We start from the raw sequence: 20,561 nt of genomic DNA, 5'->3' as shown, positions 1-20,561 counted from the left end.
GAAGAAACCCGCACAATGCGGGTTTCTTTCATTACGCTATGTTTATAGAAAACATACCCCTGCGGTTGCACCAAATAACATCACCCATAGCGGATGCACTTTTTTAAACATACTGAGTATGGTTGATATAACAACGATAGCGATCAGTAAAACATTTTGAGCCGAAGCATCGGCAATAATCCACGCACTGACCAGCACCAAACCCACCGTAATGGGTTTTAAGGCTTTTTCAAAACGTTCGCGTAAAGGATGGTCTTTAAACTGATTCCAGAATTTCAGCGCAAATACCGTAATTACTGAGGATGGTCCAAATTTTGCCAGCGATGTCACCAAGAGTCCTGCGGGACCTGCTACATGCCAACCGACCAAGGGTACGATCATCATGTTTGGACCGGGTGCGGCCTGAGCCATGGCAAACATGGTGCTAAATTCAGTGGCAGTCAACCAGTGATGGACTTCAACCACCTGATGCTGCATCTCAGGCAAAATAGCATTGCCACCCCCAAAAGCCAGCAAAGACAGTTGAGTAAAAACGATAGCGAGAGCAATCAGAATCATCTGTTGTTTACTCCTTTATTTAGACTGAGTACACCAATGTTGATGGCAAATAATATGAATAGAGTCAGCAGTAACGGGATTTTGATCACCAGCATAAACACAAAGGTTAGGGCGATGGTGAACCATGTCATATAGTGTTTCATAATCGGGCGAAGCATTTTCAGACCCATGGCAAACAACAGGCCCGCAGCTGCCGCTGCCAAACCTTCAAGCATATGTTTGACCATCGGAATCGACTGAAATTGCGCATACAGTTCATACAGCAGAATCACAATAAAAGTCGGGGCGGAGATTAAACCCACCACAGCACTGATGGCTCCTTTAACCCCTTGAAATTGGTAGCCAATTGCCACTGCCATATTGATGATATTGCCACCAGGGAGCAGTTGACACACCCCAAGTAAATGGGTGAATTCTTCAATGTTGAGCCATTTACGATCATCCACAATCATGCGATGCGCCAGTGGTAGCACTCCGCCAAACCCCATCAGACCGAGCTTCATAAATCCCATAAATAATTCCTGAGAATTGGGATGAATCTCTTGCTCCAATGTCATGACTTCAGTTTTCATTGCCCACCTCACTATCTGGAATAGCAAAAGTATGCGCTTGTTGCGATATAATGAAAAATGCTATTTATGATCTAATCTATACTTAAAAAGTATGCTTTATAACGGGGAATTGGATGGATATTCACAAGCTGAAAGCCTTTATAGCCGTGGTGGAAGAGAGCAATATCTCACGTGCTGCGGTGCGTTTGAATATGCAACAACCGCCGTTGACTCGTATTATTAAAGGGCTGGAAGATGAACTAAATGCACAGTTACTTAAGCGCTTGCCGCGTGGTGTCGAGGCAACTGAAGCGGGCAAAGTGCTGTATCAGGAAGCCTTAACCATACTGGCACATGCACAGGCCATTCCGCAGCGGGTCAAGAACATTACCCAAGGTTTGGAAGGGCAGTTGAATATTGGCTTTACCAATTCAGTCGGCTTGCATCCTTTCTTACCCGCCTTGCTGCGTAATTTCCGTGAAGCCTTTCCTGCGGTGTCGATTCATTTAGAAGAAGATGGCAGTAATTCACTGATTGATTCCATCAGTAATGATAAAAACGACATCGTATTTTTACGCAAACCTGCACCGCTTGGTGCAGGGCTAAATAGTTTGCATGTACTGGATGAACCCTTGATTGTGGCGATGCCGAATAATCATCCATTGGCAGAACAGCCTGATGCGATTCAATTGCTGGCATTAGAGCCTTATGATTTTGTGCTGTATCGCCGTTTAGCGGGGCAGGACTTATTCGACAATATTATGGCAAGTTGTTATCAGGCAGGCTTTAGTCCGAAAATTGTGCAAGAAGCCCCGCGTTTAACCTCCAGTTTAAACCTGATTGCAGCAGGGATTGGCTTATCCATTGTGCCTGAAGCGATTCGAGATTTCTGGAATAAACAGATTGTGTATAAGCCTTTAAAGTCAGATTTGCCGTGTATCGCCCCAATTTATGCGGTGTATAAGCACAATCCTGAAAATGTCCGTTTGCAGCATGTGTTGCAATTATTAGGCAAATAGCCTTACGAGATACAGAGTCATAACAACCAACGCGAAAGTCCTATGCTACAAAGAATCCAATGATTTAAAGGAATTCAGCATATGTCGGTTCAGCTTGTGAAAACTCAGGGGAAATGGTCGGGTCTTGGGCGTGCGGTGTTGTTGGCAGCCACGGTTTTGGGTGCAACGCAGATGAGCATAGCAAGTACTACAGTGGATCAGTTAAGTGACTGTTTGGTGAAATCGACCACAGCGACCGATAAAACTGCCGTGTTGCAGTGGACTTTTGTGGCGTTATCGACACATCCTGAGTTAAAGCAGTTTAGTCAGGTTACGGAAGATCAGAAAACTGCACTGGATAAAAACGTGGCGCAGGTGTTACAGCGAATTTTAGTCGAGCAATGTTCTGCACAGACCAAAGCCGTGATTCAGGCAGATGGCATTCAAGCGGTTGGGGAAAGTTTTCAGCAGTTGGGGCGCATTACGGGCGAGGAAATTGTAAAGAACACTGAAGTGAAGCAGCAGTTGAATGGTTTGTTGCGTTATGTGGACTTAAACAAGATGGTGACGACCTTTTTGACGCCTGAGATTTGGAATAAGTTGGGTGTGGTGAGGTAGTTTTACTTCCCCTTTTTTATATAAGACTGATTGATAAGAGGATCTGTGAGATATTTTTTTATTAATAATCAGTGTCTTATTTGTTTGTGATTTAGTGATTTAAATAACCCCCCCCTAGAAGAAAGTGTTACCTAGTTGATAATATTAAAATTTATGGTAGTTTGGTTCGACTTAAGACTTATAAGATTAAATTTATTAAGGGGAAATTATGGAAGCGTATGAAAACTCATTTATAGATGAAAAATATGATCTAAATGATGAAAATGAAAATGAAAATGAAAATGAAAATGAAAATGATGAGGTGAGCTATTCCTTATCTAATTTTAATTTGGTTACTACTCCAAATGATTTCAATGTAGCTACGATAGTTGCATTTATGGATAAAGGTGTATTTAAGATTCCAAGTTTTCAAAGGAATTTTGTTTGGGATATTCAAAAAGCTTCTAAATTAATAGAGTCATTAATAATTGGTCTACCAATACCACAAATTTTTCTATATGAAAAATCAAGAAATAATTTTGAGGTAATCGATGGCCAACAACGACTTTTAAGTCTTTATTTTTTTGTAAAAGGCAGATTTCCTAAGAATGAAGCAAAGTATCAATTAAGGAATTCTGAAAATTCTACCGACCATCTCTTATTCAAAGAAGATTTCTTAAATAATGATGATTATTTTACGAAGTTTAATCTTAAATTAAAAACTAAGGCAACTCCTGAAAGCTTAGTAAGTCCATTAGATGGAAAAAATTATCAGACTTTAGATATACAAAATCGTGTTGGATTAGATCTGGCAACGATTAGAAATATGGTAATTAAATCTGCGGAAACTAGTGATGAAGAGCATTTGGCTAGGTATGAAATTTTTAATCGACTGAATAGTGGTGGTATAAATCTTAATGGTCAAGAAATTAGAATGTCTTTGTATTCTTGTAAGTTTTTGAATTTATTAACTGATTTAAATAAAAATATTGTATGGCGTAAATTTTTCGGTAAACAAAATCCAGATAATAGATTAAAAGATATTGAACTAATTTTACGTTTTTTTGCGATGCTAATTGTTGGAGGCAAAGAGGTACATGATAGCTATCCAGAGACATCCAAAATTTTATATCAGAACTCAATCCTTAGTTTTTTAAATAATTTTGCAAACTTTTCAAAAGAATTTGATGATGCTCAGTTAGAGAGTTTTTCAGTAATCTGGAAAAGTTTTATGGATTCTATTGATGGAATAGATATTTCTGCATTTTCAAATAGTAATGAAGAAGCTACTAAAATTAAGAAAATTAGTATTCCTGTATTTGAAGCAATATTTTATGGCCTTTATAGAGATAAAGTTAGAGAAAAAACAATTGGAAAATTAAGTATTACAGAAGATTTAATTAAAGAACTAAAGCTTGAACCAGGATTTTTAGACGCTTGTAATGATAAAACAACGTCAAAAAGTAATGTTAATAATCGCTTGAATATATCACATAAGTTTTTTATGGAAAAAGGAATTTGATGTGAATTTTGATAGTGAAAGTTATCTAAAATCAGCAGAATTTCGAACTATACATTTAATGTATAATGATTATATTGAAGACAATAAAGCGTTAAATATTTTGTTGTCTGAAAATGTTGATTTGGCATCTTTTTATTCTGGATATAATAATTTATATACTAAAAGTTTTGTAATAGCATGTTCGAATTCGTTTGAAAAAAAATGGCTTGATTTTTTACCTAATTTTTTGTCTGGAAATAATCCTTTAACTAAGAGTTTTATTAAGACTCAAGCTGTTGATAGGAAATTTCATACTATGTTTGATTGGAAAAACAAAAGTGCTGGTCCTTTTTATGGTGCATTTGGAGAAAGTTTCAAGAAATATATAGCAGATCAAATAAAGAATGATAGCAATCTGAAATTGAAGCAGGATGCTTTTTTAGAGTTAGGCCAATTGAGAAATTTAATTGTTCATGAAGGTATTCATAATTACAGCTTACAAAGAGAAATCCAGTCTATTTATAAACTGTTTGAGGATTCCTTAGAGTATTCTGTGTTTATATATAATTCAATCTGTAATTTTTTTCAAAAAGAGTATTGCTAATATTAGAAAACCCGCTCTAAAGCGGGTTTTCTTTTTCAAAATAGATCAAATCAACCAATCAATTTCTTCATCAATTCATTCACTTGCGCAGGGTTAGCTTTGCCTTTTGCAGCTTTCATCACTTGACCCACAAGACCGTTAAAGGCTTTCTCTTTACCAGACTTGTATTCCTCAACCATCTTCTCGTTGGCTGCAAGCACGTCTTTAATAATCGCTTCAATCGCGCCAGTATCGGTTTCTTGCTTCAAGCCTTTTTCAGCAATAATGGCATCGGCAGTTTTGCCTTCTTCCCACATAAAGCCAAATACTTGCTTCGCAATCTTACCGTTAATGGTATTGTCAACAATACGTGCAATCATACCGCCCAACTGTTCAGCCGAAACAGGGGAATCCGCCAACTCTAAGCCTGCTTTGTTTAAAGCACCCGAGAATTCGCCCATCACCCAGTTTGCAGACACTTTACCTTGAGCAGCACCGCCAGCAGCTTGAACCACAGCTTCATAAAACTCAGACATTTCACGTGTTAGCGTTAACACGTGCGCATCGTACTCAGTCACACCAAAGTCAGCTACAAAGCGCTCACGACGTGCCGCAGGTAACTCAGGCAATGCCGCACGCGCTGCTTCAATTTGCGCATCTGGAATAATCACAGGCAACAAGTCTGGGTCTGGGAAGTAGCGGTAATCGTTCGCTTCTTCTTTAGAACGCATTGAACGCGTTTCCATCTTCACAGGGTCGAACAGACGCGTTTCTTGATCTACCGTGCCATCCCATTCCAAAATTTCCATTTGGCGTTCAATTTCAACATTGATCGCTTGTTCAATGAAACGGAATGAGTTGAGGTTTTTCAATTCACAACGCGTACCAAAAGGCTGACCCGGACGACGTAAAGACACGTTACAGTCAGCACGGAAAGAACCTTCTGCCATGTTACCGTCAGAAATACCTAACCAACGTACCAGTGTGTGAATCGCTTTAATGTAGGCAACCGCTTCTTCCACCGAACGCATGTCTGGTTCAGACACGATTTCAAGTAAAGGTGTACCTGCACGGTTCAAGTCGATGCCCGACATGCCTTCAAACTGGTCGTGAATCGATTTACCTGCATCTTCTTCAAGATGGGCACGGGTCACGCCAATACGTTTGGTCGAGCCATCTTCAAGTTGAATGTCAATATGACCCAAGCCCACAATCGGGTTGTCCATCTGGCTAATTTGGTAGCCTTTCGGTGAGTCAGGGTAGAAGTAGTTTTTACGCGCAAACACAGAGGCTTGGTCGATGTAGGCATCAATACCCAAACCAAAACGAATTGCCAAATCCACCACTTGCTTGTTTAAAACAGGCAGTACACCCGGCATCGCCAAGTCAACCAAACTCGCTTGGGTATTTGGATCTTGACCAAATTCAGTCGAAGAACCGGAGAAAATTTTAGATTTGGTTGCAAGCTGAGTATGAATCTCAATCCCGATAACGACTTCCCAACCGTCAATCAATTTCAACTTTTGAGCTTCAGCCATTATGCATTCTCCTCAGCAATTGCCGCACGTTGGGTGTGGAAGTCTGTCACTTGTTGGTACTGATGTACCACAGACAATAATTGTGATTCAGACCAGTAGTTACCGATTAACTGTAAGCCAACAGGCAATTGTGCTTGGTCAAAGCCAACAGGCGCGTTAATCGCAGGCAGACCTGCCAAGTTCACCGCAAGGGTGTAAATGTCGCCTAAATACATTTCTGTAGGGCTAAGGTTCGCACCAATTTTATACGCTGTGGTTGGCGCAGAAGGTGCAGCAATCACATCAACCGATTCAAAGGCTTTTAAGAAGTCTTGTTGGATTAAACGACGAACTTTCTGTGCTTTGACATAGTACGCATCATAATAACCCGCAGACAATGCATATGTACCAATCAGGATACGACGTTGCACTTCGGCACCAAAACCTTCAGAACGTGAACGTTTATATAGGTCTAAAATGTCGGTTGGGTTTTCACAGCGGTAGCCATAACGCACGCCATCAAAACGAGATAAGTTAGAAGATGCTTCCGCAGGGGCAATCAGGTAATAGGTTGGAACATAGGCTTCGGTCATGTTGAGATCAATCTCAACCAAGGTCGCGCCCATTTCTTCCAGCTTTTTCAACGATTCTTCAACGCGCGCTTTCACATCAGCGTCTAAACCCGCTACATTAAAGTATTGCTTTGGAATACCAATGCGTAAGCCTTTTACAGGCGTTGCATTCAGGTTCGCAACGTAGTCATCAACTTCTTTCACTATAGAGGTTGAATCTTTGGCATCGTGACCTGCCATCACATTCATCAGGTAAGCACAGTCTTCTGCCGAACGTGCCATTGGACCGCCTTGATCCATTGATGATGCATAGGCAATCATGCCGAAACGTGACACACGGCCATAAGTCGGTTTTAAACCGGTTAAACCACAGAAAGATGCTGGTTGACGGATTGAACCACCCGTATCCGTACCTGTAGAAAACGGTGCGAGGTCAGCAGCCACTACTGCTGCCGAACCGCCAGACGAACCGCCCGGAACATGTTCTAAATTCCACGGGTTTTTCGTTGCGCCATAAAAAGGGTTCTCAGAAGTTGAACCCATGGCAAACTCGTCCATGTTGACTTTACCTAAAGTCACCAGACCCGCAGCTTTACCTTTGGCAACCACAGTTGCGTCATAAGGAGAGATAAAGTTGTCCAACATTTTAGAACCCGCAGAGGTTTTAATACCTTGGGTACAAAAAATGTCTTTATGTGCAATCGGCACACCCGTCAATACAGAGGCTTGACCCGCTTGACGCAGTGCGTCAGCCGCATCTGCTTGTGCCAAGGCTTGCTCAGCTGTCACGCTGATATAGGAATTCACGCGCGTATCAATTTTTTCGATACGTTTTAAATAATGTGCAGTCAGTTCGCGAGAAGAGAATTGAGCTTGTGCCAAACCCTCAGCAAGTTCACGAATCGATAAGCGATGTAAATCGGTCATGAGAAATAATTCTTTACGTTTAATTTAAAAAAAATGCTTAACTGAGCGGAAATTATTCAATTACGCGAGGTACAAGGTACAAGCCTGCTTCAACAGCAGGTGCAACAGCTTGATATTCTTCACGATGATTCTGCTCAGTTACCACGTCTTCACGTAACGGCTGTGGATTGTCAAAAGGGCTCTTCAATGGCTCAACACCCTCGGTGTCGATGCCTTTTAGGGTTTCCATCATGCCTAAAATTTTATTTAAACTTTGAGCATATTCAGCAGATTGCGTATCATCTAGCGACAATCGAGCAAGATTGGCGATTGCTGAAACTGTTTGTGCATTTAAATCTGCTGAATGCTGTGCATCCGATGTAGACATAACATCACCTAATTCAGTATCAAAAAATTTCAAAATATCGTGCGTTATAATAAGCGATTGACTTGTTCAAAGCATCACATTTAGTTAAAGTTGCCACCTTGCGTCCACATATAGTAAAACTGAGAACGACCCCGTGATTCTAAAACGACTAATTGGCTTGTTTTCGCCAGATCTCGCCATTGATTTAGGTACAGCAAATACACTTATCTATGCACCAGGACGAGGCATTATATTAAATGAACCAACAGTTGTGGCGATTCGTCACAGTGGTTCACAAAAAATTGTTGCCGCTGTTGGTCTTGATGCGAAGCAAATGCTTGGTCGTACTCCGGCGAACATCTCTGCAATTCGCCCAATGAAAGACGGTGTCATTGCTGATTTTGAAGTGACTGAAACCATGCTCAACCAATTTATTGGTAAAGTGCATGAAAAGCGCTTATTCCCACCTGCACCACGTGTTGTGGTGTGTGTGCCTTGCAAATCGACTTTAGTTGAGCGTCGTGCTATTCGTGAGGCTGTATTCAATGCAGGCGCGCGTGATGTACGTTTAATTGAAGAGCCAATGGCTGCTGCAATTGGTGCAGGTTTACCTGTAGAGCAAGCATGCGGTTCGATGGTGGTCGATGTGGGTGGTGGTACAACTGAAATTGCAATTATTTCATTGCAAGGTTGTGTTTATGCAGACTCTTTACGCGTGGGTGGCGATGTATTTGATGAACAAATCATTAATTACGTTCGTAAAGCACATGGCTGCGTGATTGGTGAAACTACTGCTGAAAATATCAAAAAAGAAGTCGGTATGGCATTACCAGACGAAAATGGTAAAACTTTAGAGATTGAAGTTCGTGGTCGTAACTTGGCGGAAGGTGTTCCTCGCGCGATTACTGTGACTTCGGACGAAATTACTCAAGCAATTTCTGATCCATTACAAAGCATTGTGTCTGCAGTGAAATCTGCATTAGAACAAACTCCACCAGAATTATCTTCAGATATTGCAGAGCGCGGTATTGTGTTGACGGGTGGTGGTGCATTGCTACGTAACTTAGACAAATTATTGGCTCAGGAAACTGGATTGCCAGTAGTTGTTGCGGAAGATCCTTTAACTTGCGTTACACGTGGTGGCGGTAAAGTTTTAGAATTCTTTGATAATCCAAATCACGACATGTTGTTTGTTGGTTAATTAAGGATTTGGCTGTGCAAACAAATTTGTTTTCTAGGCAGCCCCCATCATTTCGCTCATTTATCATTGCGGTTGTAACATGTTTGGTGGTGCTGTTTTTTAACTGGCGCTTACCTCATGTGATACAGCCTGCAAGAGATGTCCTGTACGCGGCATATAACCCGATTTATGCATTGGCGAGCTATCCTGTCTTGTCCAGCGAATGGCTAAGTCAGCAAACCAAGTCCGAAGCACAATTGCGTCGTGAAAACACGGCTATGCAGGCAGAACTGTTGCAAGCGCAAGTGCGTTTGCAAAAGCTGTCGGAGCTTTCTGCGGAAAATACCCGTTTACGTGGTTTGCTGGATACGCCGTTAATCATTGATGGTCGTATGGAAATTGCGGAAGTGATTGGCACTGATGCGGACCCACTGCGCCATATTATTGTCATTAACCGCGGTTCGACCAACAATTTAAAGGTTGGACAAACAGTTCTGGATGATAAAGGCATCATGGGGCAAATCATCAATGTCTATCCGCACAGTAGCCGTGTCATGTTGCTTTCCGATAAAGACCATTCTTTATCGGTACGCCTCGAATATACAGGTATGCGTGCCATTGTTTCGGGGACAGGTGATTTAGGGCATCTGAAGATGGAATACGTGCCAACCAGTGCCAATATTAAGGTGGGTGAAAAAGTGTATAGCTCAGGTTTAGGGGCGCATTTCCCAGCAGGATATTTGGTCGGCACTGTGTCTAAAGTCAGCCGACATACGACAGGTGAATTTGCACAGATTGATGTGGTGCCTGCTGCGCAGTTAGCCAGCGGACATCATGTGGTGGTGCTGTTCTCCGATTCATTGGCGATGGAGCAACCACATGCCAATCGCTAAGTTACGTCAAGAAAAGCGCAAAGATCCGCTATTTCCAATCATCTTTTCGGTGATTGCGGCATCGGTGCTCATGGTTTATCCACTGGCTTATACGGCTTCAGGCTGGCGTCCATTGTTTATGATGATGGTGATGCTGTTCTGGGTGCTGTGTCAGCCGACATGGTGTGGCGTTTGGTTTGCCTTCGGCACGGGTATTTTTGTCGATATGCTGATGGATGCCCCCCTAGGTTTAAATGCCTTGTGTTTTGTAGTGATTAGCTTCGTGGCGCGCTTTCTGATTCGTGAACGTCGTGTACTGACCTTTGCCAATCTGTGGGTCATTGCCGCATTGGCCATTTTGGCTTACCTGTTCATGATGTGGGTGGCGCAGATTTTGGGCGGCATCCAGTTCTCCTTTGCTCGACATTGGCAGCCACTACTCACCAGTATTTTGGTGTGGCCACTGGTTTATTTTGTGCTGAAAAGATGGCGCGTTTAGTTCTCGCTTCTAGTTCACCCCGTCGACGTGAGCTGCTACAGCAGCTCGGTCTAGACTTCTCAATTTATAGCCCTGATATTGATGAATGTGTGCTGCAGGATGAAACTGCATCCGAATATGTGCAGCGCTTGGCTTGTGAAAAAGCTGCAGCCGTGCAACAACATTTCCCCGATGCCGTAATTATTGCCGCAGACACCAGTTTAAGTGTCGATGGCGAGATTTTAGGCAAGCCAGAATCTAAAGCGCATGCCTTTGAAATGTGGCAAAAAATATCAGGCAGAAAACATGATGTATTTTCTGGTGTTTGTGTGCGCACATCTGCGCAAATTTCAAGTATAGTGGTTCGTACCCAAGTCGAATTTCAAGTATTAAGCCTGAAAGATATGGAAGACTATTGGGCAACTGGGGAACCCGAAGGGAAAGCGGGAGCCTATGCCATTCAAGGGCTTGCTTCGCGTTATATCCCCCGTATTGAAGGCAGTTATACCAACGTGGTTGGTTTGCCGTTACATGAGACAGTCGAATTATTCAAAGCCATTAAGGTCCTAAATTAATGGCGAAACAAAAATTTTTATAATGTTTTGAGTCTTATTATGTCTGACGAGTTACTGATTAATGTCACACCTATGGAGTGTCGTGTGGCGTTAATCCAAAATGGTACGGTCAACGAACTTTATGTTGAACGCACTGTAAAACGGGGTTTGGTAGGCAATATTTATAAAGGCAAGGTGGTTCGTGTTTTGCCGGGGATGCAGGCGGCTTTTGTCGATATTGGCTTGTCGCGTACTGCTTTTTTACATATCAATGATATGGTCTGGCCACGAAACCAGCCAATTCCAAATGTATTTGAGTTACTGCAGCCGGGGCAAATTCTGACCGTACAAGTCATGAAGGATATGCTTGGAACCAAAGGGGCGCGACTCAGTACCGATCTTTCAATTCCTTCGCGTTATTTGGTGCTGATGCCTTTTGGAAATCATATTGGTGTTTCGCAACGGATTGAATCTGAAGAAGAACGTGATCGTTTACGCTCTATCATCGAGAAAATTCAAGCACAGCATGAATTGCCGGGTTCAGTCATTGTCCGTACTGCTGCGGAAGGCATTGATGAAGCGTCTATTGCACAGGATATGGCTTACCTCGCCAAGTTGTGGGAATACATTCAGCGCAAACAAAAAAGCATTGCGGTGCCTTCATTGATTTTTGAAGAGCTTCCATTGCCGCAACGCATCATTCGTGATTTGGCCAATGAAAACACCTCAAAAATTTATGTCGATTCGCGCGAGATTCATACGAAATTGCAGGAATTTGTGCAGGAATTTGTCCCGAATATTCAAAATCGTCTGATTCATTATCCAGGTGAACGTCCGATTTTTGACTTGTACAATGTCGAAGAAGACATTCAAAAAGCCTTGCAAACTCGGGTTGCTTTAAAGTCGGGCGGTTATCTCATGATTGACCAGACTGAAGCCATGACCACAATTGATGTCAATACAGGCTCATATGTTGGCGGCAGAACACTGGAAGATACGGTGTTTAAAACCAATATGGAGGCGACACAGGTGATTGCGCGCCAGTTACGTTTACGTAATTTGGGCGGCATTATCATTATCGATTTCATTGACATGCAAGAAGCTCAGCATCGTGAAGAGGTAATGAGCCAGTTTGATCGGATGTTGGAACGTGATCATGCCAAGACCAAAATTACTCAGGTGTCTGAGTTAGGTTTGGTCGAAATGACACGTAAGCGTACGCGTGAGTCATTGGAGCACTTATTATGTGAATCATGCCCGACCTGTCAGGGACGTGGTTATGTGAAAACTGCAGAGACGGTATGTTACGAAATCTTTCGAGAAATCTTGCGATATACCCGTGCATTTGAATCACAGAGTGGCTTTACTGTCGTTGCACATCCATCCGTTATTGATCGACTATTGACCGCAGAAGCCCCAGCAGTGGCGGATTTGGAGCATTTTATTAATCGTGTCATTAAATTTCAGGTGGAAAATTTATATACGCAAGAGCAATACGATATCATTTTGAGCTGAAATTGTAACAGGATATCGTTAAACACTTGTTACAACTGAAATTTTACTTTCGAGCTGGTTTTTTCAATACTACTCATACCAAGTAGCCAAACTAAATGAATCCTGATGAGAACATTTAGTCTTAGCAAGAAGAGGTGTGATATGGGCATGAGTGAAAAAATTATCAAACAAGGTATCAAGCACGTGCTAGATAACAAAACCGTGCATACAGGTTATATCGTTGACGAACAGGGTAAAGAAACCCAAATTACAACAGCCATGATTCGTTCGGTGTGCCATCAGTTACTGAAACAGTGTCGCAGTATTAAAGCTTAAGGGGCTCATGTGAAGCCCCTTATTTTATTCTACTTAATTCTTGTCATTCGTTTCAGCGGTTAACTTACCGCTTTCAACTTTGGGTTTTTCACCCCAATAATACTTTCAAAGCGTTGAATTTCTTCTTCCAAATGTGTCAATAAGTTCTGCATTTTCGGCAGGGCAACACGACATGCCGTCAGACCGACTTCAAGCTTATCTAGATAACTGGTCATGGTGATATTCAGGGCTTGTCCATCTAAAACAATCGAGGCTGGATAAAGCGCATCTAACTTCGCACCATTCCAATACAAAGGTTCACGTGGTCCAGGCACATTGGAAATCACCAAGTTAAATGCCTGACGTTTTGGCATCAGTCCAGATGCAATGTTTAAACCTGCTGCTGTATAAACAAACGCGCTGTAATTCATAATCTGACTAGAATTCATGCGTTTAAAGCGTTCTTTGGCATTTAAAACACTACGACGAATGACTTGTAGGCGCTCAAGCGGGTCTTCTTTATTCGTAGCTAAGTTCGCCAGAATCATGGTAATGCGGTTAGATACCTCCGAATCATCATCACGAATCGAAGCGGGGATCATTGCAATCAAAGGTTTCTTGGGTAAGGCATTTTGACTCAGTAAATACTCGCGTAATGCACCCGAGCAGATGGCAAGTACCACATCATTAATGGTGACACTGAGTGAGGTTGCAATATGGCGCAGTCGGTCAAACTCAAATGATTGTGCTGCAAAGCGGCGTGACGAGCTGACTCGTTGATTCAAAATACTGCTGGGTGCCTGAAAGCTTGAAACATAATCGGGATTACGTCCCATGTCGTTCATCACTGTTTTAGACAGTTCACGCATCACAATTGGTGTTGCTTCGACTTGTTGCATCAAACCACCGAAGATTTTTTTCATGCGGCTGGCTTTCGGTTCTTTCAGTCGTTTGGCACGTGGTCCTTCTACACACCATGGTGGCACGATGCTTTTCGCATTTGGATCATGGGACAATGATTTTTCAACCAGACGCATGCCTGCAATACCATCCACCATGGCATGATGGATTTTAAAGTACATGGCAAAGCGATTGCCTTCAATTCCTTCAATAATATGGCAGGTCCAGAGTGGTTTGGCACGGTCAATCAGGGCACTATGTTCTTGTGAAATATAAGTCAATAATTCACGAATTCGACCTGGATGTGGCAGTGCGATATGGCGGAAGTGATGATCGAGATCAAATTCCTCATCTTCATCCCACAATAATCCATTCAGTTTGTTATTGAAGGGTGGAACTGGATTACATTTAGAATTACGGATATCTGCGACAAGGTCTTGGATGAAGGTCTCTGGTGCATTGTCGGGAATTTGAAAGAGGAATAGTCCCCCAACATGCATCGGTTGTTGCCGTTTCTCTAAAGACAGAAAAATAAAGTCTATCGGATGTAATGGGCGCATAATTTTGATTGCCTCACTGCAATTTCTTTGGGCAACTCCTATCTGAGTTACCTTGTTAGAATTATCAAACTTGATTTGAGTATAGCTTCTTTTACTTACAATAGTTATGGGTTTATTGGCTGAATCTAGCGAAAAAAAAGCCACTGTAGATTCAGTGACTTTTTCTTGACAAATAATTATTTTAAATTGCCAGCGTGTAAACCACATTCTTTATGAGTGGCTTCTTCCCACCACCAGCGACCTTCACGTTCGTGCTGATTCGGCAATACTGGGCGAGTACAAGGTTCGCAACCAATTGAAATAAAACCACGTTCGTGCAATGGGTTGTATGGAATTTCCATCATGCGAATATAGTTCCAGACATCTGCACTTGACCAGTTTGCCAAAGGATTGTACTTAATCAACTGTTTACCTGGACCAGAAAAACCGACATCAGATTGAACCACAGGGATTTCAGTACGTGTGCCTGGGCTTTGGTCTTTACGTTGACCGGTAATCCAGCCATCTAAGGTCGCCAGTTTTTTTCGTAAAGGTTGGACTTTACGAATACCACAGCATTCTTTATGGTCATCTTGATAGAAACTGAACAAGCCTTTTTCATTAACCAGTGCTTGCACGGCTTCGGATTCAGGGAAGCAAATTTCGATATTGATGTTGTAATGTTTACGCACAGTTTCAATAAATTGATACGTTTCTGGATGTAAACGTCCTGTGTCTAAGCTGAAAACACGGAAGGGCTTACCCAAATTGGTAGCCATATCAATAAGGACAACATCTTCTGCACCTGAAAAAGAAATGGCAATTTCACCTTCTTGATTCAGAGCAAGTTCCAAGATTTCACTTGGAGATTTATCTGCATATTCAGATGCAAGCGCATCAATATGATCGACAGTAGGGATAGCAGTCATGAGAGTTCCTGGCTATAGGCTTGGATACTTCAAAACCTATATTAAAAGATTTTAAAAATATTCTAATGGAATTGAATATTTCTACTTAGCATTAAAAAATAAATGCTTATGAAAAAAATAGATTTAAAAAACAGCAGCTACAGAATCATAAGTTGATGCTATTATAGTCCAAATTTTTTTCATAGACAGTTGAGGGTAATCATGGAAGTCGTTTGTCTTGATTTAGAGGGTGTGTTAGTTCCAGAAATTTGGATCAACTTTGCAAAAAAAACTGGGATTAAAGAACTAGAAGCGACAACACGTGATATTCCTGACTACGATGTGTTGATGACGCAACGTCTGAATTTGTTAAAGCAACATAATTTAGGTTTGGATGATATCCAAGAAGTGATTGCAGAAATGGGGCCATTCCCAGGTGCAAAAGAATTTGTGGAATGGGTGAGCACGCATTTTCAATTGATTATTCTTTCAGATACCTTCTATGAGTTCGCGCATCCACTCATGAAGCAATTAGGCTGGCCAACGATTTTCTGTCATAAGTTAGAGACAGATGAACAAGGCATGATTTCAGCGTATAAATTACGTCAACCTGATCAAAAACGTCAGGCGGTAAAAGCACTTCATGGTTTGAATTTCCGTGTGATTGCAGCAGGTGATTCTTATAATGACACCACTATGTTGGGTGAAGCTGATCATGGTTTCTTGTTTGATGCACCAGAAAATGTGATTGCTGAATTTCCACAATTTCCACCAATCAATGGCTATGCAGCATTAAAAGAAGCAATTCGTAACGCATCTGTACGTGATATTCCAGCGTAAATAATATTCAATAAAAAAGACGGACTGATAAGTCCGTCTTTTTTTATATAAATTCTAGGTTTTAGAATTTATAGCCGACATTTAAACCATAGGCGATGGCATTGTTGTCAGTAAATGTTCCTGCTTCCGAATGAGCACCCGTAACGGCATCTGCATCACCCAACCAGTAATATTTCACGCCTGCACCGATGAAGTAATTTTCAGCAGGCGAGAAGCGTACACCAGTTCCCACACTCCAGAAGCCTTCTGTTGGACCCAGTGTCGTCACAGGGTTACCTGCACCAGAGTCCCAACCTACAGAGATATTAGAACTCCAACGATCACTGAATTTACGTCCCAAACCAACAGTTGCAGAAATTTGGTCATCTTTATAGTCAATCAGGTTAAAGCCATTTGGTTTATTAATACCAGGAAGATTGCCTACGATTTGTGAGAGTTGACCAAATTTATATGGTTGAACTTTGAATTTTGACCAGTCTACCCAGCGTACATTGGCAAATGCCACAGTATTTGCCATGATACCTGTTTGAAAGTCGATATTGACTGATTGCGGTGTAGTTAATTCAGTTTCATCACCTGAAGATGCATTTAGAGCAGCCATTTTTTGATTTAATAAATCGGCTACAGGCTTTGCTCCAGGAATCGAAATATAACCAGCTGCGCCAAAATGCTCATAAGCATTCATTTTATGCTTAATTTCTGCACGATAGGTTACTGATGCTTTTAAGGCAATTTCAGGAATTTGATAGGCAATACCCGCCAACCAGCCGACAGACTCATCTTCACCTGTTCTAAAATCATAACCATTGAGGACACTATAGGTTTTACCACGAAGTAAAACTGTTCCATCTACTGTTTGATATACGGCACCTGCATATAAGTTCCAGTTTTCATTCGGTTGATAACCCACTAATAAATTTAAGTTTTGGGTGTCTACAACAACGGATGTACCACCGTTGAATGGAACTGGGCCATTCTCTACAAAACCGCTATCTCCAGAATATTTTGCATCTGCACCATAAGGCTGATCATAGATTAAACCAACAGAGAAATGCTCCGTGGCTTGGACTTTCAAAGCGGCATGAGGGAAGTAATAGTCTCCAGCCATGTCACCCGTATGATTCCCATCCTTATCTTTGCCTGAAACATTTGGATCTAATACAGAAATACCTGCTTCAAAGTAGTTTCCTGGCTGCAGGAAAGCTGCAATGGATTGACCAGAACGGTCAAGACCCGCGGCAAATGTTGATGTCGTAGGAATAAGGCTGAGTAAAATTGCTTTTTTGAGGACGCTAAGCTTCATGGATATTTTTCCCTGATATCGCTTTGTAACTAAAAGTTAAGGGAAGGTAACATAATTTAAAAAAGAGTAAATGCACTACGCTGTTCATTCATTGAACTAAGTCATGCACAAAAAGGACTTGAATAGAGTAAAAGTACTAATGTTACGATTGTATATTAATGATTTTTATATGAAAAATTAGAGTAATTAATTTAATTCTAGAAATAACTCATTGCTTAACCAAGTGTTTAAATTAGAGACACTCAAGTCCTTTGTTAGAATGCATGAATTTATTTTTGGTATTTTTTGCCAAAAAAAAGACCATCTGATTAGATGGTCTTTTTGAGTGATGCTTTCAACTTAGAAGCGATAGCCAAGTTTTAAGCCGTATGCAAGTGCATCATTGTCACTGAAAGTTCCTGCTGCTGAATGAGCACCAGTTTGTGCATCAGCATCGCCTAACCAGAAATATTTCACACCACCGGCAATAAAAGTTGCAGGGGTTGGGCTATATTGAACACCTAAACCAACATTCCAATAGCCTTCAACTGGGCCAAGTGTAGTCACGGGATTACCTGCGCCAGAGTCCCAGCCTACAGAAACATTACCTGCCCATTGTTCATTTAATTTACGTCCAACACCGACATTAGCTGACCATTGATCATCCGAGTAATCAACTAAATTAAAACCATTAGGTTTATTTAATTGTGGCAATAATTTACCCGCTAACTGTGATAATGCACCAAATTGAGTCGGTTGAATCTTAAAGTCTTTCCAGTTAACCCAGCGAATGTTAGCAAATGCTACAGTATTCGCCATGATACCCGACTGAAAATCTAAATTTACAGATTGTGGAGTAGTAATATTTGTTTTACCTTCGGCATTTTTAATGTCATCAACTTGTTTTTGAGTAACAATACCTTTAGAAACTAATATAGCACCAAGAGGATCAATTAATGGAGTATCTTCTACAGCATTGACATCATGCTCAATTTCAGAACGATAGGTGATAGAAGCTTTTAATGCAATTTCAGGGATTTGATAAGCAATACCAGCTAGCCAACCCATGTCACCTGTTTCTTTAATTGTCGCATCGTATCCATTATACAAGCTATAGGTAGTACCACGTAGATGTACATTACCTTTGATTGTTTGGTACACCGCACCGCCATAAATGTTCCAGTTTGCAGTCGGTTGATAGCCTAAAATAAAGTTTAAGCTTTGGGTGTCTACTTCAACAGATGTATTACCTTCAATTGGAGTAGCTAAGCCAATTGCTACAGGTTGACCATTTACAATGATTGGTTGCCCTAGAGCTGTTCCACCCGTAACAACTGGAAGACCACCTGTTAAAGCTGTTCCTGGCATTACGCCATCTGATGCACTAGATACAAATTCATTTTTTCCAGAATATTCAGCCTCTGCACCGTATGGTTGGTCATAAAGCAAACCAAATGAAAAGTGATCAGTAAGCTGTAATTTAAGAGCTGCACTCGGGAAGTAATAGTCACCCGCCATATCACTAGCATTATTACCTGAACGGTCTTTACCAGATACATCTGGATCAAGTACTGAAACGCCTGCTTCAAAATAGTTACCAGGCTGCAAGAATGCAGAAATTGATTGTCCTGAACGGTCAAGTGCCGCTGCAAATGCTCCAGCTGTTGGTAACGCTGCGAGAATCATTGCTGTGGTAAGCGCTTTTAATTTCATTCTTTCATCTTCCCTTGAGGTACACGATTTTTTAAGTATGTTTATGTAAAATCTGGAATTGTTTGGTAGGTCCGACCAAAATTATCTTGTTACTCCATGTGACAAAAATATCACAATTAAAATAAGAGTAAATGCTCTAAGAAAACTGGTTAGTTCAAAAAACAATCTAAATAGAGTAAAAAGCCTATTTTTTACTGCATGATTTATTATAACTCAATGAATTTTATTAATTTATTGTATTAATTTTCAGATTTTGAGTCATGGTTCGATTGGTTGAAAAATAACCAAAACTAGGTATTTATTTTTAGTGGAAAAGATGAATTTCACTCAAATAATGATTAAAACAAGAGGAAATTCATAATAAGTATTTATTTTTTATAAGAATTCATTGAATTGTGAAGAGATTGTATAGTTTTTATATACAATCTCTGGTTCTATTGGATACAAAATTAGTTGCCTGGTCGAGCCACATCACTATTTAAGGCTTCTGGAAGGTCTAAAATTTGTAAGCCTAGTTCTTTAATAGCGGCAGGCTTTGCAACCACCAATGCTGTATATCCTTCAGTTGTTTGGATACTATTCACAACTTCAACATCATTATTGAGCTGGCTTGCAGGTGCAGGAGCCTCGCCTTGACCTTGAATTAGATGTAGCCAATGTTTCGGTTTAGCTTTAAACCAGAGGCGCGCTACAATTTCCTGACCTAAATAACAGCCTTTGTCGTAATGCACACCTTCACGTTGGTGCAGACGTAATTCTTGAGGTTGAAACTCGTGTTCGCTTGCTTGGCAAATCCAAGCTTGTCCAGTTTTAATCGCTTGTAATTGCCAAGCTTGAATATCGGTTTCCGCCGCTGAAAACTCAGTATGAATGTCGACAACTGTAGGAAACACGCTGCCAACGGCTTCGAGTTTCATCTTTGAAAATGCGCCAAATTTTTTGATGTGTTTTGCAAACTCTTCACTTTGATCTTGTGTGGTGATGATTTCAAAGCTTTCAGAATTGATTTTTTTAAGCCATAAACCAAAATGAATTCGACCTTTCAGATCACAAATTGCGGTATAGCGAGTTTGGTTTTCCATTAGACGTTCTACGTGAACGGTAACTTGACCTTGTAGAAATTTTTGCGCGTCTACACCAATAAGGGTGAAAGCCGTAAATGCAACAGTACTCATGCAATGCTCACTTCAACAATTTATAGAAGAATTAATTCGCTTAATTTTCCACTATTTTGCCTGAAATTGCACATCTGCTTTTACTGAATGTCTAAAAAGCAGGGTGAGCTGGAGACAGAACAATATTTTCATGGATGTAGGGACTTTGATTTTTCAAAGTT

The 20,561-nt window shown here is 41.0% G+C and carries 21 protein-coding genes; 11 read left to right on the top strand and 10 right to left on the bottom strand.

Features of this window, described 5'->3' with window-relative positions:
* Positions 1–42 precede the first annotated feature (42 nt).
* Positions 43–558 (bottom strand): chromate transporter, encoded by a 516-nt coding sequence (locus GWK51_RS03905; RefSeq protein WP_161932720.1) that lies wholly within the window; start codon positions 556–558, stop codon positions 43–45.
* Positions 555–1,130: a chromate transporter gene (locus tag GWK51_RS03900; protein WP_161932719.1), complete on the bottom strand. Its 576-nt coding sequence runs from the start codon at positions 1,128–1,130 to the stop codon at positions 555–557. The genes GWK51_RS03905 and GWK51_RS03900 overlap by 4 nt, the downstream gene beginning before the upstream one ends.
* A gap of 113 nt (positions 1,131–1,243) precedes the next feature.
* Here GWK51_RS03900 and GWK51_RS03895 point away from each other — a divergent pair, with 113 nt between their 5' ends.
* The 4 genes from GWK51_RS03895 (at position 1,244) to GWK51_RS03880 (ending at position 4,809) form a co-directional block, all read left to right on the top strand.
* Positions 1,244–2,128, top strand: a complete 885-nt coding sequence (locus GWK51_RS03895) for a LysR family transcriptional regulator (RefSeq protein WP_161932718.1) — start codon at positions 1,244–1,246, stop codon at positions 2,126–2,128.
* An 81-nt stretch (positions 2,129–2,209) separates the two neighbouring features.
* Positions 2,210–2,725, top strand: a complete 516-nt coding sequence (locus GWK51_RS03890; RefSeq protein WP_161932717.1) for a hypothetical protein — start codon at positions 2,210–2,212, stop codon at positions 2,723–2,725.
* A 208-nt stretch (positions 2,726–2,933) separates the two neighbouring features.
* The gene (locus GWK51_RS03885) at positions 2,934–4,226 is read left to right on the top strand and encodes a GmrSD restriction endonuclease domain-containing protein (RefSeq protein ID WP_161932716.1); all 1,293 of its coding nucleotides are present in this window, start codon (positions 2,934–2,936) and stop codon (positions 4,224–4,226) included.
* A gap of 1 nt (position 4,227) precedes the next feature.
* Positions 4,228–4,809 (top strand): HEPN domain-containing protein, encoded by a 582-nt coding sequence (locus GWK51_RS03880; protein ID WP_161932715.1) that lies wholly within the window; start codon positions 4,228–4,230, stop codon positions 4,807–4,809.
* 50 nt (positions 4,810–4,859) lie between these two features.
* Here the strand turns inward: GWK51_RS03880 and gatB are convergent, their stop codons facing one another.
* The 3 genes from gatB to gatC are packed head-to-tail and all read right to left on the bottom strand — an operon-like array spanning position 4,860 to position 8,171.
* A complete protein-coding gene (gatB, locus tag GWK51_RS03875) occupies positions 4,860–6,326 on the bottom strand; it encodes an Asp-tRNA(Asn)/Glu-tRNA(Gln) amidotransferase subunit GatB (RefSeq protein ID WP_142769411.1) in 1,467 nt (488 codons plus the stop codon).
* A complete protein-coding gene (gene gatA, locus GWK51_RS03870; protein WP_161932714.1) occupies positions 6,326–7,804 on the bottom strand; it encodes an Asp-tRNA(Asn)/Glu-tRNA(Gln) amidotransferase subunit GatA in 1,479 nt (492 codons plus the stop codon). The genes gatB and gatA overlap by 1 nt, the downstream gene beginning before the upstream one ends.
* 52 nt (positions 7,805–7,856) lie before the next feature.
* Positions 7,857–8,171, bottom strand: coding sequence for an Asp-tRNA(Asn)/Glu-tRNA(Gln) amidotransferase subunit GatC (gatC, locus tag GWK51_RS03865; RefSeq protein WP_142769409.1), 315 nt, complete (start codon positions 8,169–8,171; stop codon positions 7,857–7,859).
* A 133-nt stretch (positions 8,172–8,304) separates the two neighbouring features.
* Between gatC and GWK51_RS03860 the strand changes: the two genes are divergently transcribed.
* The 6 genes from GWK51_RS03860 (at position 8,305) to GWK51_RS16450 (ending at position 13,064) form a co-directional block, all read left to right on the top strand.
* Entirely contained in the window at positions 8,305–9,351 is a 1,047-nt protein-coding gene (locus GWK51_RS03860; RefSeq protein WP_016165348.1) for a rod shape-determining protein, read from the top strand.
* Between the two features lie 14 nt (positions 9,352–9,365).
* Positions 9,366–10,223: a rod shape-determining protein MreC gene (gene mreC, locus GWK51_RS03855; RefSeq protein ID WP_100242181.1), complete on the top strand. Its 858-nt coding sequence runs from the start codon at positions 9,366–9,368 to the stop codon at positions 10,221–10,223.
* Positions 10,210–10,701, top strand: coding sequence for a rod shape-determining protein MreD (gene mreD, locus GWK51_RS03850; RefSeq protein ID WP_161932713.1), 492 nt, complete (start codon positions 10,210–10,212; stop codon positions 10,699–10,701). The genes mreC and mreD overlap by 14 nt, the downstream gene beginning before the upstream one ends.
* Entirely contained in the window at positions 10,689–11,255 is a 567-nt protein-coding gene (locus tag GWK51_RS03845) for a Maf family nucleotide pyrophosphatase (RefSeq protein ID WP_161932712.1), read from the top strand. The genes mreD and GWK51_RS03845 overlap by 13 nt, the downstream gene beginning before the upstream one ends.
* A 39-nt stretch (positions 11,256–11,294) precedes the next feature.
* Positions 11,295–12,749 carry a ribonuclease G gene (gene rng / locus GWK51_RS03840; RefSeq protein WP_161932711.1) on the top strand — a complete coding sequence of 485 codons (1,455 nt, stop codon included), beginning with the start codon at positions 11,295–11,297 and terminating at the stop codon, positions 12,747–12,749.
* Positions 12,750–12,890: 141 nt separating this feature from the next.
* Positions 12,891–13,064 (top strand): PA1571 family protein, encoded by a 174-nt coding sequence (locus GWK51_RS16450; protein WP_374531483.1) that lies wholly within the window; start codon positions 12,891–12,893, stop codon positions 13,062–13,064.
* Between the two features lie 59 nt (positions 13,065–13,123).
* On the opposite strand, the gene GWK51_RS03835 is transcribed toward GWK51_RS16450, so the two are convergent.
* Positions 13,124–14,503, bottom strand: a complete 1,380-nt coding sequence (locus GWK51_RS03835; RefSeq protein ID WP_161932710.1) for a WS/DGAT/MGAT family O-acyltransferase — start codon at positions 14,501–14,503, stop codon at positions 13,124–13,126.
* Positions 14,504–14,679: 176 nt separating this feature from the next.
* Positions 14,680–15,411, bottom strand: coding sequence for a phosphoadenylyl-sulfate reductase (locus GWK51_RS03830; protein ID WP_161932709.1), 732 nt, complete (start codon positions 15,409–15,411; stop codon positions 14,680–14,682).
* Between the two features lie 201 nt (positions 15,412–15,612).
* On the opposite strand from GWK51_RS03830, the gene thrH reads away from it, so the two are divergent.
* Positions 15,613–16,230 (top strand): bifunctional phosphoserine phosphatase/homoserine phosphotransferase ThrH, encoded by a 618-nt coding sequence (thrH, locus tag GWK51_RS03825; RefSeq protein ID WP_100242187.1) that lies wholly within the window; start codon positions 15,613–15,615, stop codon positions 16,228–16,230.
* Positions 16,231–16,291: 61 nt separating this feature from the next.
* Here thrH and GWK51_RS03820 read toward each other — a convergent pair whose 3' ends face one another.
* The 3 genes from GWK51_RS03820 to ygfZ form a co-directional block, all read right to left on the bottom strand.
* Positions 16,292–17,533 (bottom strand): OmpP1/FadL family transporter, encoded by a 1,242-nt coding sequence (locus GWK51_RS03820; RefSeq protein ID WP_161932708.1) that lies wholly within the window; start codon positions 17,531–17,533, stop codon positions 16,292–16,294.
* Between the two features lie 339 nt (positions 17,534–17,872).
* The gene (locus GWK51_RS03815; protein WP_161932707.1) at positions 17,873–19,225 is read right to left on the bottom strand and encodes an OmpP1/FadL family transporter; all 1,353 of its coding nucleotides are present in this window, start codon (positions 19,223–19,225) and stop codon (positions 17,873–17,875) included.
* A gap of 449 nt (positions 19,226–19,674) precedes the next feature.
* On the bottom strand, positions 19,675–20,400 hold the full coding sequence (ygfZ, locus tag GWK51_RS03810; RefSeq protein WP_161932706.1) for a CAF17-like 4Fe-4S cluster assembly/insertion protein YgfZ: 726 nt from the start codon (positions 20,398–20,400) through the stop codon (positions 19,675–19,677).
* Positions 20,401–20,561 lie beyond the last annotated feature (161 nt).

The sequence above is a fragment of the Acinetobacter kanungonis genome (assembly GCF_009939195.1).
Taxonomy (GTDB): Bacteria; Pseudomonadota; Gammaproteobacteria; order Pseudomonadales; family Moraxellaceae; genus Acinetobacter; species Acinetobacter kanungonis.
The sequence above is the reverse complement of the archived record's forward strand: the minus strand, read 5'-3'. Positions and strand labels throughout refer to the sequence as shown.